Consider the following 12,313-nt stretch of genomic DNA (forward strand, 5'->3'; position numbering starts at 1 on the left):
TCGGCGCCGTCGAACGGCGGGCGGGGGCCGGTGGCCGGTCATGCGGGGGCCACCAGCAGGGCGGTGTTGGCGCCGCCGAAGGCGGAGTTGAGGCTGAGTGCGTAGCGGGGGCGGGCGGCGCGGGGGCCGTCGAGGACGAGGTCCAGGCCGACGTCCGGGTCCGGGCCGAGCCAGCCGGCGTTGACCGGGAGCAGGCCGGTGCCCAACGCGCCGATGGTGACGGCGAGTTCGAGCAGGGCGGAGGCTTCCAGGGCGTGCCCGTGGACGGATTTGCTGGAGCTGACCGGGAGTTCGGCGGTGTGCGCGCCGAAGACCCGGCGCAGCGCGCTCGCCTCGGCCTGGTCGGCGAGGGTGGAGCCGGTGCCGTTGGCGTTGACGTAGCCGACCTCGGCCGGGGCGACGCCGGCGCGGGTGAGCGCGGCCTCGACGGCCCGGGCGACTCCGGCGCCGTCCGGTTCGGGGCGGCACACGTGGTGGGCGTCCCCGGCGCGGCCCCAGCCGGCCAGCCGGGCGAGGGCGGTGGCGCCGCGCCGTTCGGCGGCCGGGGCGGCCTCGACCAGCACGGCGGCGGCCGCGTCGCCGAGCAGGGTGCCCGTGCGGCCGGTGCTGAACGGGCGCAGCTCGCCGTCCCGGGCCAGCGCGCGGCCGGCGTCGAAGACGGCGAACACGCCCGGCTCGACCAGGTGCCCGGCCGCGACCAGGACCCGCTCGTGCCGCCCGGTGGCGACCAGCGCCGCGGCGTCCGCGACGGCGGTCGCGGCTGCCACGCAGGCGCCGGTGTACACCCGGGTGACGCCCGCGGTGCCCCAGGCGGCGCGGACGCCGGCGGCCACCGCGTCGGCGGTGCCCCTGGTCCGTTCGTCGCTGTGCAGGGCGAGCAGGACGGGCGTGTCCGCGCCGTCGGCGGCGGTCAGTCCGGCCTGGCGGCAGGCCTGGCCGACGGCGTCGAGCACCGCGCGGGCCAGCGGGAAGGTGTGCGCGAGCGGCACGTCGTCGGGCAGCAGGGCGGCCCGGGTGGCGCGGCGGGCGCTCACGTCGAAGCGGGTGACGGGGCCGAAGGCGGTCTTGCCGTGGGCGGCGGCCTCGGTCAGCGGGCCGAGTCCGCGCCCGGCGGCGCTGAGCACGCCGAGCCCGGTGACCACCGGCCGGCCGCGCGGCCGGTGTGCGGAGGGCGCGCCGGTGGTCATGGCCGGGCGCCCACACGTTCGGCCAGGACGGCCGAACGCAGCAGTTCGGTGGCGTCGTCGACCGTCCGGACGGCGCCGAAGCGGTCGTCGTCGAGGTCCACCTGGATGCCGTAGCGCTGCTCGAACTCGGCTATGAGCCAGGTGAGTTCGAGCGATCCGAGGTCGTCGGGCACGGTGTCGGCGGCGCGCTGCCCGAACGCCGCCAGCATCGCGCGGACCTCGGCCCGGTCGGGGAGGGCGGAGCCGCTCACGCCGGGCTGCCGGCGGTGGCGGTGGCAGTGGCGGCGGTGGTGCTGGCGGCGATCCGCTTGACGACGTCGGCGGTGAACTCGTCGAGCGTCATCAGCGCGGTGGTCTCCATCTCGTCGAGGTCGAACTTGATCCCGAACTCGTCCTCGACCTGCACCGACAGCTCGGCCAGCGCGAGCGATTCGAGGTCCAGCCCGGCCGGGCCGAGGTCGGTGTCCCCGGTGACCTCGGAGACGTCGTACTGCATCTCGGTGAGCGAGGCGAGGACGAACTCGCGGACGCGGTCCTGCATGGTGTGGCTCCTTGTCGGGGTGCGTGCGGTGGATCAGAGCGCGGCGGCCGTGGCGGTGCTGCGCAGGGCGGCCGGGTCGCGCAGGAGTTTTCCGGTGGCGGTACGGGGGAGTCGGGGCAGCAGGGCGAGCCGTCGCGGCCGCTTGTAGGCGGCGAGCCGGCGGGCCAGCCCGTCCTGGACGAGGGCGAGGTCGGCGTCGGGTTCGGTGGCGAGGTAGGCCTCGATCGCGCCGTCCTCGAAGACCACGACGGCCTCGCGGACCTCGGGCAGCGCGGTGAGCGTCTGCTCGACCTCGGTGAGGTCGACCTTGAGGCCGCCGATCGAGACCTGCGAGTCCAGGCGGCCGAGGACGGTGACCAGGCCGGTGGCCGGGTCGAGTTCGGCCGCGTCGCGGGTGTGCAGCCAGCCGTCCGACCAGCGGGTCGGGTCGTCCAGCCCCGGGTAGGGCGAGGATTCCGCGCCGATTCGCAGTTCGCCCGCGACCAGCCGCAGCCGCATCCCGTGGACGGGCTGCTTGGCCGGGTGGAGCGTGCCGGACAGGTCGGTGGCGATGACCCCGGTCTCGGTCATCCCGTACATGGTGCCGAGCGGGACGCCGTAGCGGTCGGCGAACAGCGCGGGCAGGCCCGGGCGGACCAGCTCGCCGGCCACGATCATCCGCCGCAGCCCCGGCAGCGCCGGGGGAGTGACGGCGCCGGCCAGCAGTTCGGCGTGGAAGGGCACTCCGATGACGGTGGTCGGCCGGTCGCCGGCGGCGACCGCGGCGAGGATGCCCGCCGCCGTCATCCGCTCGGGCACGGTGAGCGAGGCCCGGGCGTGCAGACTGTTGAGCAGTCCGCCGACCAGGCCGAGCACGTGCACCACGGAGGACAGCAGGACGACCCGCTCGCCCTCGCCGGGGAACTCCACCAGCCTGTGGTAGCAGTCGAGTTCGCGGAGCAGGTCGGAGGCCGTGCGGGCGATGACCTTGGCCGGGCCGGTGGACCCGGAGCTGAGCTGGATCAGCGCGTGCCCGGTGCGGGCCGGGCGCCCTTCCGGCAGCCGGACGGCCACCGGCTCGACCTCGGAGAAGCCGCGCAGGGCCGCCGCGGGCCGGTGGGCGGAGCCTACCAGGACCTGCGGGGCCAGCCGCGCCACCGCCGCGTCGACCTCGTGGTCCGTCAATCGGTGGTCGAGCAGCGCCACTTGGGCGCCGAGCCGCCAGCACGCCAGCAGCACCGTGACGAACGCCACCGAGGGCGGCAGCCGTAGCGCGGCCGTGCCGCCGGGGCCGAGTCCGGCCGCGGCGAGGTGCGCGGCCTGTTCGTCGACCAGGGCGCGCAGGGCGTCCCGGTCGAGTGGTACGCCGAGATGCAGGCACTCCTCGCCTCCAGGACCGGCCAGCAACAGCCGGTCGACCCAGGCGTCCGGGGCGTCGGCGTGCGGCGGTGAGGAAGGCGGAAGTGAAGAGGGGGAAATGCCGGTCAACACCGCTCCACACAAGTGAGGGGATTTGACATGGACGCCGTTCACAACCAAAACGGTCAATTCCGTTGCCAGACGATTGCACAGACGTTTGGTCAAATCAAGGTCTATACCAATGTGGTTGTTGCTCCTACGCTGCCGAACCGGGGCTGGTCCACGCGTGGCCGCCCGGAATCGAGGATGCCCGTGGGAGAACTCACGCTGGCCGGGATGGAGCGCGCCGCGCGCGCGCAACTTTCCCCGGAAATATGGGACTTCATCGAAGGCGGCAGCGGCACGGAACGCACCGTGGCGGCGAACCGGGAAATGTTCGCGCGCTATGCACTGCGCCCGCGCACGATGGTCGACGTCTCCGACTGCTCGCCCGCGAGCACGCTGCTCGGCGCGCCGCTCGGCCTGCCGGTCGGCATCGCCCCGATGGCCTACCACCGGCTGGTCGACCCGGAGGGCGAGACCGCCACCGCGCGCGCCGCCGGCCGCGCCGGGGCCCTGCTGGTCGCCGGCATGTTCGCCAGCCGCACGCTGGAGGAGATCGCGGCCGCCGCCACCGGTCCGCTCTGGCTCCAGCTGTACTGGCTGCGCGAGCGCGCCGCGCTCGCCGCCCTGGTCGAACGCGCCGAGGCGGCCGGCTACCGCGCGCTCGTCCTGACCGTGGACGCCCCCAGGATCGGCCGCCGCCTGCGCGACCTGCGCAACGGCTTCGCGATCCCGCCCGCCGTCCGCGCCGTCAACCTGGACCAGGACCTGATGTCCGCCAGCCACCGCGCGACGGACGGCGGCTCGGGCATCGCCGAGCACGCCCGCGAACAGTTCGACCCCACCCTGACCTGGGCCGACCTCGACTGGCTGCGCGCCCGCACCCGGCTGCCGCTGGTCCTCAAGGGCATCCTGACCGCCGAGGACGCCCGGCTCGCCGCCGAGCACGGCGCCGACGCCGTCGTGGTCTCCAACCATGGCGGGCGGCAACTCGACGGCGCTCTGCCCTCCCTGGCCGCACTGCCCGAGGTCGTCGACGCCGTACCCGCCGACCTGCCGGTGCTGCTCGACGGCGGGGTGCGCACCGGCGCCGACATCGCCGTCGCGCTCGCCCTCGGCGCCCGCGCCGTCCTGGTCGGCCGTCCGGTGTTCTGGGGCCTCGCCACCGAGGGGGAGGCGGGTGTGCACCGAGTCCTCGACCTGCTGCGCGACGAACTGGAGCACACCATGGCCCTGTTGGGCCGCCCCCGGCTCGCCGACCTGGACCGCACGGCCCTCGCCCCCTGGCCCTGCCCGGCCGGCTGAACCGCGCACCGCCTGCACCACGTTGTCCGTACTGGATGGAGAACAACAGATGACCGAACCGACCCCCGAGACCGAACGCAACGACCCCTTCCCCGGCTGGGACTGGGACGACCCCGACGGCCTCGCCACCCGCCTGGACGCCTTCAGCGAGCAGGTCGCCACCTGCGACACGCTCGAAGCGCACCCCGGCGGGCTGCCCCGCGACCACGCCGGATTCCGCGAACTCGGCCTCACCGGAATCGAGTTCGCCGCCTTCCGGACCGCCCACCCGGAAGGACTCGGCACCGACCTCACCACCCTGCGCAGCCCCGACGCCGCCACCGAACCCGGCACCCTCTACCGGGTCGACGGCGACCGCTGGTTCACCCAGCTCGACATCGGCCGGCCGCTGCCCTTCGCCGACGCCAGCGTCGACTGGGTCTACGCCGAGCACCTGATCGAGCACGTCACCATGCCGGTCGCGGTCGGCTGGCTGCGCGAGGTGCGCCGCGTCCTGCGCCCCGGCGGCGTGCTGCGCCTCACCACCCCGGACCTCGCCCGCTACCTGGCCGGCTACGCCAACGAGGACGGCTTCCTCGCCAAGCACCGCCGCCGCCTCACCACCCTCGGCTTCGGCCCGCCGATGCCCGCCCGCCCGGCCTTCCTGGTCAACCAGATCTTCCGCCACTACGGGCACCAGTGGATCTACGACCTGGACGAGCTGCGCCACGTCCTCACCCTCGCCGGCTTCGAACCCGAGCGGATCCGCCACTGCGCCTACCGCCAGGGCGCCCGCCCCGACGTCGCCGACCTCGACACCGCGTTCCGCACCGACGAGACCGTCTACGTCGAAGCCGACCGCTAGGCCCTCGTGTCCTCAGGCCCATGGACCCCTGGATCCTGAAGTCCTCAGGCCCTGAGTCCGCCCGCCGACGCCTCCGCACCGGATCTGTACCGAACGGGACCACCCATGCCCCTGCACCCCCAGGCCGAGGCGCTGCGCGCCCGGCGCGCGAGCGGCGGTGCGCCGCCGCTCTACACCCTCACCCTGGCCGAGGCCCGCGCCGCCGACCTCGCCGACATCCGCGCCGCGGCCGGGAGCCCCGAGCCGGTCGCCGCCGTCGAGGAGCACCGTATCCCCGGCCCGGGCGGCGAACTCGCCCTGCGGCTCTACCGCCCCGAGCCGCCCGGCCGTCAACTACCGGCCCTGCTTTACCTGTTCGGTGGCGGGTGGGCCCTCGGCTCGCCGGACACCAGCGACGCGATCTGCCGCCGGCTGACCAACGCGGCCGGCTGCGTCACCGCCTCCGTCGGCTACCGGCTCGCCCCCGAACACCCCTTCCCCGCGGCCGTCCACGACTGCCGCGCCGCGCTGTACTGGCTCGCCGCACACGCCGGCGAGCTCGGCGTCGACCCGGGTCGGCTCGCCGTCGGCGGCGACAGCGCCGGCGGCAACCTCACCGCCGCCCTCACCCTGATCGCCCGCGACGAGAACGGCCCGGCCCTGCGCCACCAACTGCTCGTCTACCCGAACACCGACCACGCCGCCGACACCCCCTCGCTGCGCGAGCACGACGACCCGATGCTCTTCAACCGCCGCTCGGTGGCCTGGTACTGGGGCCACTACCTGGCCGACCCCGCCGACGGCGCCCACCCGCACGCCTCCCCGCTGCGCGCCCCCGGCCTGGCCGGACTGCCGCCCGCGACCGTCATCACCGCCGAGTACGACCCGCTGCGCGACGAGGGCGAGCAGTACGCCGAGGCGCTGCGCGCGGCCGGCGTCCCGGTGGAGAGCCGCCGCTACGCCGGCATGCCGCACGGCTTCTTCGCCATGACCGGCACCCTGGACGCGGCCGCCGACGCCCAGCGCTACGCCGCCGAGCGGCTGCGCGAGGCCCTGCGGTGAGCGCGCCCGAGCCCCTGCCCCTGGCCGACCTGCACGCCAGCCTGGCCGACCCGCTGCTGGACGCGATGACCTTCCTCAACGAGGTCACCACCCGTTACCCCGACGCCGTCTCCTTCGCCCCCGGCCGCCCCTACGAGGGCTTCTTCGAACCCGAGGACGTCCCCGCCTACCTGGACACCTACCTCGCCCACCTGGCGGCCCGCGGCCTCGACCGGGACGCCGTGCGCACCGCGCTGTTCCAGTACGGCCCCACCAAGGGGATCATCGCCGACCTGGTCGCCCGCACCCTCGCCAACGACGAGGGCCTGGCGGTGGCCCCCGAGGCCCTGGTGCTGACGGTCGGCGCCCAGGAGGGCATGCTGCTCACCCTGCGCGCGCTGTGCGCCGGCCCGGACGACGTCCTGCTGGTCAGCTCGCCCTGCTACGTCGGGGTCACCGGCGCCGCCCGGCTGCTCGACCTGACCACCCTCCCCGTCCCCGAGGGCCCGGCCGGCGGCCCCGACCCGGAGGCCGTGCGCGCCGCCGCCCGGGCGGTGCGGGCCGAGGGCCGCCGCCCGCGCGCCCTCTACGTCGTCCCGGACTTCGCCAACCCCTCGGGCACCAGCATGCCCGTCGCGGCCCGCACCCGGCTGCTGGAGACGGCCGCCGAGGAGGGCCTGCTCGTCATCGAGGACAACCCGTACGGCTTCTTCGCCCGCGACCCGGGGGAGCGGCCGACGCTCAAGGCGCTCGACCGCCGCCGCCAGGTGGTCTACCTGGGCTCCTTCGCCAAGACCTGCTTCCCCGGCGCCCGCCTCGGCTACGTCGTGGCCGACCAGGAGGTGGTCGGCCCCGGCGGGCGGCGCACCCTGCTGGCGGACGAACTGGCCAAGCTGAAGAGCATGACGACGGTCAACACGCCCGCGCTCAGCCAGGCCGTCATCGGCGGCATGCTGCTGCGCCACGACTGCCGGCTGCGCGCCGCCAACGCCGCCGCCACGGCCCACTACGCGGCGGGCATGGACACCCTGCTGCGGGAGCTGGACCGGCACTTCCCGGCCTCCGAGCGGCGCCGTTCGGGCGTGTCCTGGAACCGGCCCGAGGGCGGCTTCTTCGCCGTGCTGACCGTCCCGTTCGCCGCCGACGACGCGGCGATGGAGCGCTGCGCCCGCGGGTACGGGGTGCTGTGGACGCCGATGGCGCCGTTCTACCCGGCGGGCGGCGGGGAGCACCGGCTGCGGCTCTCGATCAGCTCGCTGACACAGACTCAGATTATCGACGGTGTGGCAAAGTTGGCAGCGTTCATCGCCTCCCGGGCGATCGCTTCCTGAACGACGCTCGCAACAGCAGGAGGGGCCCGGCTCGTGAGCCGGGCCCCTCCTCGTGCACGTGTCCCCGTCCTCGTGCGTCGTGTCTCAGCGCACCCGGGTGGAGAACAACCGGGCCGACCAGTACACCGACAGCACGGTCATCACCACGACGACCAGCAGGCCCTGCCACACCGCACTGTCCCCGAGGTGGCCGGAGAACAGCGCGCGCATGCCCTCCACCGCCCAGTAGAAGGGGTTCCACTTGGCGGTCTGCTGCAGCCAGTGCGGCGCCAGGGTGAGCGGCAGCAGCACCCCCGAGAGCAGCGCGATCGGCTGCGCGATGGTGTTCACCACCGGTGCCATCGCCGCGTCCGTCGGCACCATCAGCGCGATGCCGTAGGAGATCGCCGAGGTCATCAGCGCCAGCAGCCCGAGCAGCAGGTAGGCGAGCAGCAGGTTCAGCGGGCTCACCCGCAGCCCGAACGGCAGCGCGATCAGGGTGATCAGGACGGCCTGCACCAGCAGCGCCACCATCTCCCGCAGCGCCCGCCCGAGCAGCAGCGCCAGCCGGCTCACCGGCGTCACCCGGGAGCGCTCGATGATGCCGGCCCTCAGCTCGCCGAGCAGGCTGAAGCCGGTGAACAGCCCGCCGAAGATGCACAGCACCGCCAGCAGGCCCGGCACGTACACCTGGTAGGCGTCGGCGTAGCTGCTGGCACCGTCGGGGGCGAGCACCTTCTTCAACAGCGGGGCGAACAGCAGCAGGTAGAACACGGGCTGGATGATCCCGACGGCGATCCAGATCGGGGTGCGGATCATCAGCAGCACCTGGCGCTGGAAGACCAGCCAGGTGTCGCGGGCGAGCTTCATGGTCTCCCCAGGAATGGGCGGATCAGGACTGCTGGAGCGAACGGCCGGTGCGGGCCAGGAACACGTCGTCCAGGCTGGGGCGTTGGAGCTGGACGGTGCCGGGCGTCACGCCCGCCCCGTCCAGTGCGCGCAGCAGCTGCGGGATGGCCGCCGCGCCGTCCTCCAGGTAGAGCCGCAGTCCGTCCTCCCCGCTGAACTCCAGCCGGTGCAGGTACGGCTGCGGGCGCAGCACCTCGGCGGCCCGCTCGGCGACGCCCTCTCCGGGCTCCAGCCCGAGCAGCACGACGTCGCCGGAGATCTCGCGCTTGAGCACCTCGGGCGTGCCCTCGGCCACCACCTGGCCGTGGTCGACGATCGCGACCCGGTCGCACAGGGCGTCGGCCTCGTCGAGGTAGTGCGTGGTGACGACGACGGTCATGCCCTCGGTGCGCAGCCGGCGGATCTCCTCCCACACGTACGCCCGGCTGGCCGGGTCCAGCCCGACCGTGGGCTCGTCCAGGAACAGCACCCGGGGCTCGTGGATGACGCCGAGCGCGATGTCCACCCGGCGGCGCTGGCCGCCGGAGTAGGTGGCGCACGGGCGGTCGCCGAATTCGGCCAGGTCGAAGGCCTTGAGCGCGCCCTCGGCGGCCTGGACGGCCTGCGCCTTGGCGACGCCGTACATCCGGGCCTGGAGCACCAGCTCCTCGCGGGCGCTGACGGTGTCGGTGGTGCCGCCGCCCTGGGCGACGTAGCCGATCCGGCGGCGTACACCGGCCGGGTCGGTGAAGAGGTCGGCCCCGGCGATGCTGGCCTGACCGCCGTCCGGGCGGATCAGGGTGGCCAGCATGCGCAGGGTGGTGGTCTTCCCGGCGCCGTTGGGCCCGAGGAAACCGTAGATCTCGCCCGCGTCGACGGACAGGTCGATGCCGCGCACAGCGTCGACGGTGGGGTTCTCGCCGCTCTTGCGGGAGGTCTTCTTGCGATAGGACTTGCGCAGTCCCGTGGTCTCGATCAACCGGAACTCCCGTGCGGGGATGGGCTGCCACGGCACCTGGGAAGGCGGTGCTCGGCACCTGCGAAGGCGGTGCTGGGCGCCACCCTAGGCCGAACTCCGGCCCGGAGACAATGGCCTAGACCAATGGACGTTGATCTTCCGGTCTGCTACAGGGTCCCCAGCCGCGGCTGTCGCAAGTCCTGCCCGGCTCGGGCCGCCAGGGCCTCCAGCCGGTCCGCGGCAGTGGCCGCCCCGCCGCCCGCGCGCAGCGCCTCGCCGACCCGAACCGCGTTGCGCCGGTAGTCGGCCGTGTCCAGCACGGCCCGCAGGGCCCGCGCCAGCCGCTCCGGCGTCACCCGGGCGAACGGCACCCGCAGCCCCGCCCCGGCCGCCGCCACCTGCGCCGCGACGAACGGCTGGTCGTGCCGGATCGGTGCGGTGACCAGCGGCAGGCCGTGCGTCAGGGCCTCGCCGACGGTGTTCATCCCGCCGTGGCACAGCACCGCGTCCAGCGCGCCGCGCGCCATCAGCTCCAGAACCGGCGCCCGGTCCACCGCGACGGCCTGCGGCGGCAGTTCGGGCAGCAGCTCGCGCGGGGCGGCGAACACCGGCTGCACGTCGTCGCCGCACAGCTCCAGCGCCCGGGCGGCCCGCGCGTGGAAGTCCGCGCCCAGCTCGCCGGCCAGTGTGCCCATGGTGACCAGCACCCGCCGGCGCCCGGGCAGCAGCCGCTCCCACGGGAAGTCCGGATCGGCCGGCCGAACGGAGTGGACCGGCCCGACCAGCGCGTGGTGCGGGGGCGGCGCGTCGTCACCGGTCAGCGCGGGACCGGTGGTCGCCAGCACCAGGGCGGGGGAGAAACGCGGGTCCACGTACTCCTGCACGGGCAGCCGGGCGCGCTCCCACAACCCGCGCAGCAGGCCGGTCATCCAGGCCTCCACCTGCGGCAGCGCCCGGTACGGGCGGCCCAGTTCCATCGCCCCGGGCGCGAAGCTCGCCCACGGCAGGCCGTGCCGGTGGGCGGCCAGCGCGCCCGCCGGGGTGTGCTGGTCGACGAGCAGGACGTCCGGCCGGAACTCCCGCACGATCGCGTCCAGCGGCTTCGCGGTGAACCGCGCGTACGGGACGATGAAGCCCTCCCAGAGCGAACGCAGCGCGGCGAGCCCGTGCCCGCCCTGCGCCCGGAACGCCCGGGTGCCGGTGCCGAGCACCTGGGCCCCGGGACCGAGCAGCGGGCGCAGCACCGACTCGGTGCCGGTCCAGGCGACGTCGTGTCCGCGCGCGGTCAACTCGGCGGCGATGCCCGCCGCGGGATTGACGTGGCCGGTCAACGGGGGCATCACCAGCAGGAACCGGGTCATCGCGCACCCTCCTCGGGGATCAGTTTCTGCAGGTCGGCGACGGTCAGCGCTTCCAGGGCGGCCAGGTCCAGCCCGGCGCGCAGCCGGGCCAGGTCGGCCGCCGGGCCGAAGCGTTCGCGCAGGCGCCCGGCGAGCGCGGCCAGTTCGCCCTCGTCGAGCAGCAGGTCGCCGTCCAGCCGGGCGTCCGGGGTCAGCCGGTCGGCCCAGCCGGGCGGCGCTCCGGCGGCCTCGACCAGCAGTGCGACCAGCTCCGGGTGCAACGGCGCGGCGGGGCGGTGCGGTTCACGGTCGGACGACGTGTGAGAAATGGCATCGGACATCGAAGGGGGTCTCCCACCTGCTCGACGGCACGGGGGTGAACGCGCCCGCCCAGGAGGCGGATTCGGCGGCCTCGGAGACGAACGCGATGCTGAAGGGGCCCGAGATCACTTGTGCGACCCGGCGGGCGTCGGAATACTAGCCCGCGTGACAGCACTGGAGGCAGTGGCCGTTCACCTCCCCCCGCACGCCGTGCCCATCGAGGCGGTTGGTGAGCGGATCGGCCTGACCCCACGTCAACTTCGACTCTTCCGCCGCTTCCACGGACTGGACCAGCTCCGCCTGGACCCGTCCGGGACGCTGCCCGACCTGCTTGACTCCGCCCTCGACAACCTGCCTGAGCTGCGCGGACGCGAACGGGACGTCCGCTTCGTGATCCACGCGCGCAGCATGCCGGTGGCGGTGCCCTACCCGCTCAACCCACTGCACGACCTGCTCGCCCCGCGCGGCCTCGCGCACGCCAACGCCTTCACGGTGACCCACCACGCGTGCGCGGTGGGCCTGCTGGCCATCGACCTGGCCGGCCGGCTGCTCGCCGCCGAGCCCGACCCGCGGGCACTGGCGCTCATCCTGGCGGGCGAGAAGACCTTCACCAAGGACGCCCAGGTGGTGCCCGAGACCGGTATCTTCGCCGAGGGCGCGGCCGCCTGTCTGGTGAGTGCCGACGGCGAGCGCCACCGGGTGCTCTCCTTCGCGGTGCGCCAGCGCCCGGAGTTCGACGGCCGGCTGGCCGAGGACGCGGACCTCCTGGCCCGCTACCAGCGCGAGTACCCGAACGTGATGGTGGAGGCGATCGAGGCCGCCCTGGACGAGGCCGGTCTGGACCTCTCCGACCTGGCCGCGGTGCTTCCGCACAACGTCAACCAGGCGTCGTGGCGGATGATAGCGCGCCGGATCGGCTATCCGCTCGACAAGGTGGTGCTGGACAACGTGCTGTCGGTGGGGCACAGTTTCGCTGCGGACAGCCTCATCAATCTTCACACCGCCACCACGCGGGGGCTGCTGCGCCGCGGCGACCACTACCTGATCGCCGCCGCCGGTGTCGGAGCCACCTTCTCCGCGATGGCGGTCCGCTGCTGACGAAGCGTCTACTTCGTCCATCTTTCCCACGCCAGACCACTCTCCCACGTACGACGGGACG

Annotated in this window: 13 protein-coding genes; 5 read left to right on the forward strand and 8 right to left on the reverse strand. The window is 74.3% G+C overall.

Translation table 11 applies throughout. The features are described 5' to 3' along the window. Window positions 1-38 precede the first annotated feature (38 nt). Genes AB0O82_RS11500 through AB0O82_RS11515 form a run of 4 tightly spaced genes read right to left on the reverse strand, consistent with a single transcriptional unit; the run spans window position 39 to window position 3,198 of the window. A complete protein-coding gene (locus tag AB0O82_RS11500; protein ID WP_363582534.1) occupies window positions 39-1,187 on the reverse strand; it encodes a beta-ketoacyl synthase N-terminal-like domain-containing protein in 1,149 nt (382 codons plus the stop codon). Next, a complete protein-coding gene (locus tag AB0O82_RS11505; protein WP_350885552.1) occupies window positions 1,184-1,438 on the reverse strand; it encodes an acyl carrier protein in 255 nt (84 codons plus the stop codon). Before AB0O82_RS11505 ends, AB0O82_RS11500 begins: the two co-directional genes overlap by 4 nt. Then, window positions 1,435-1,728: an acyl carrier protein gene (locus tag AB0O82_RS11510; RefSeq protein ID WP_363582536.1), complete on the reverse strand. Its 294-nt coding sequence runs from the start codon at window positions 1,726-1,728 to the stop codon at window positions 1,435-1,437. The genes AB0O82_RS11505 and AB0O82_RS11510 overlap by 4 nt, the downstream gene beginning before the upstream one ends. Before the next feature lie 33 nt (window positions 1,729-1,761). Beyond that, complete coding sequence (locus AB0O82_RS11515; RefSeq protein WP_363582538.1) at window positions 1,762-3,198, reverse strand: AMP-binding protein; 1,437 nt, start codon at window positions 3,196-3,198, stop codon at window positions 1,762-1,764. A 180-nt stretch (window positions 3,199-3,378) separates the two neighbouring features. On the opposite strand from AB0O82_RS11515, the gene AB0O82_RS11520 reads away from it, so the two are divergent. From AB0O82_RS11520 to AB0O82_RS11535, 4 genes are all read left to right on the forward strand, one after another. Further along, window positions 3,379-4,473: an alpha-hydroxy acid oxidase gene (locus AB0O82_RS11520; protein WP_363582540.1), complete on the forward strand. Its 1,095-nt coding sequence runs from the start codon at window positions 3,379-3,381 to the stop codon at window positions 4,471-4,473. A gap of 49 nt (window positions 4,474-4,522) precedes the next feature. Next, window positions 4,523-5,317, forward strand: coding sequence for a methyltransferase domain-containing protein (locus AB0O82_RS11525; protein WP_363582542.1), 795 nt, complete (start codon window positions 4,523-4,525; stop codon window positions 5,315-5,317). Window positions 5,318-5,422: 105 nt separating this feature from the next. Beyond that, window positions 5,423-6,358, forward strand: coding sequence for an alpha/beta hydrolase (locus AB0O82_RS11530; RefSeq protein ID WP_363582544.1), 936 nt, complete (start codon window positions 5,423-5,425; stop codon window positions 6,356-6,358). Further along, window positions 6,355-7,668: a PLP-dependent aminotransferase family protein gene (locus tag AB0O82_RS11535; RefSeq protein WP_363582546.1), complete on the forward strand. Its 1,314-nt coding sequence runs from the start codon at window positions 6,355-6,357 to the stop codon at window positions 7,666-7,668. The genes AB0O82_RS11530 and AB0O82_RS11535 overlap by 4 nt, the downstream gene beginning before the upstream one ends. Window positions 7,669-7,752: 84 nt before the next feature. Here the strand turns inward: AB0O82_RS11535 and AB0O82_RS11540 are convergent, their stop codons facing one another. The 4 genes from AB0O82_RS11540 to AB0O82_RS11555 all read right to left on the reverse strand — a co-directional run bounded on the left by AB0O82_RS11540 (window position 7,753) and on the right by AB0O82_RS11555 (window position 11,174). Continuing rightward, window positions 7,753-8,517, reverse strand: coding sequence for an ABC transporter permease (locus tag AB0O82_RS11540; RefSeq protein WP_363582548.1), 765 nt, complete (start codon window positions 8,515-8,517; stop codon window positions 7,753-7,755). Window positions 8,518-8,539: 22 nt separating this feature from the next. Beyond that, window positions 8,540-9,514, reverse strand: a complete 975-nt coding sequence (locus tag AB0O82_RS11545; RefSeq protein WP_363582550.1) for an ATP-binding cassette domain-containing protein — start codon at window positions 9,512-9,514, stop codon at window positions 8,540-8,542. 146 nt (window positions 9,515-9,660) lie between these two features. Next, window positions 9,661-10,854, reverse strand: coding sequence for a glycosyltransferase (locus AB0O82_RS11550; protein ID WP_363582552.1), 1,194 nt, complete (start codon window positions 10,852-10,854; stop codon window positions 9,661-9,663). Continuing rightward, window positions 10,851-11,174, reverse strand: a complete 324-nt coding sequence (locus tag AB0O82_RS11555) for a hypothetical protein (protein WP_363582553.1) — start codon at window positions 11,172-11,174, stop codon at window positions 10,851-10,853. Before AB0O82_RS11555 ends, AB0O82_RS11550 begins: the two co-directional genes overlap by 4 nt. Before the next feature lie 145 nt (window positions 11,175-11,319). Between AB0O82_RS11555 and AB0O82_RS11560 the strand changes: the two genes are divergently transcribed. Beyond that, entirely contained in the window at window positions 11,320-12,252 is a 933-nt protein-coding gene (locus AB0O82_RS11560; RefSeq protein ID WP_363582555.1) for a 3-oxoacyl-[acyl-carrier-protein] synthase III C-terminal domain-containing protein, read from the forward strand. The last annotated feature ends 61 nt before the right edge of the window (window positions 12,253-12,313 follow it).

This window comes from Kitasatospora sp. NPDC088264 (genome assembly GCF_040685715.1).
In the GTDB taxonomy this organism is placed as follows: domain Bacteria; phylum Actinomycetota; class Actinomycetes; order Streptomycetales; family Streptomycetaceae; genus Kitasatospora.

Coding starts and splice junctions, on each gene's coding strand:
- AB0O82_RS11500 (WP_363582534.1), bottom strand. CDS start 1,187: ATGACCACCGGCGCGCCCTCCGCACACCGGCCGCGCGGCCGGCCGGTG.
- AB0O82_RS11510 (WP_363582536.1), bottom strand. CDS start 1,728: ATGCAGGACCGCGTCCGCGAGTTCGTCCTCGCCTCGCTCACCGAGATG.
- AB0O82_RS11525 (WP_363582542.1), top strand. CDS start 4,523: ATGACCGAACCGACCCCCGAGACCGAACGCAACGACCCCTTCCCCGGC.
- AB0O82_RS11530 (WP_363582544.1), top strand. CDS start 5,423: ATGCCCCTGCACCCCCAGGCCGAGGCGCTGCGCGCCCGGCGCGCGAGC.
- AB0O82_RS11540 (WP_363582548.1), bottom strand. CDS start 8,517: ATGAAGCTCGCCCGCGACACCTGGCTGGTCTTCCAGCGCCAGGTGCTG.
- AB0O82_RS11550 (WP_363582552.1), bottom strand. CDS start 10,854: ATGACCCGGTTCCTGCTGGTGATGCCCCCGTTGACCGGCCACGTCAAT.
- AB0O82_RS11555 (WP_363582553.1), bottom strand. CDS start 11,174: ATGTCCGATGCCATTTCTCACACGTCGTCCGACCGTGAACCGCACCGC.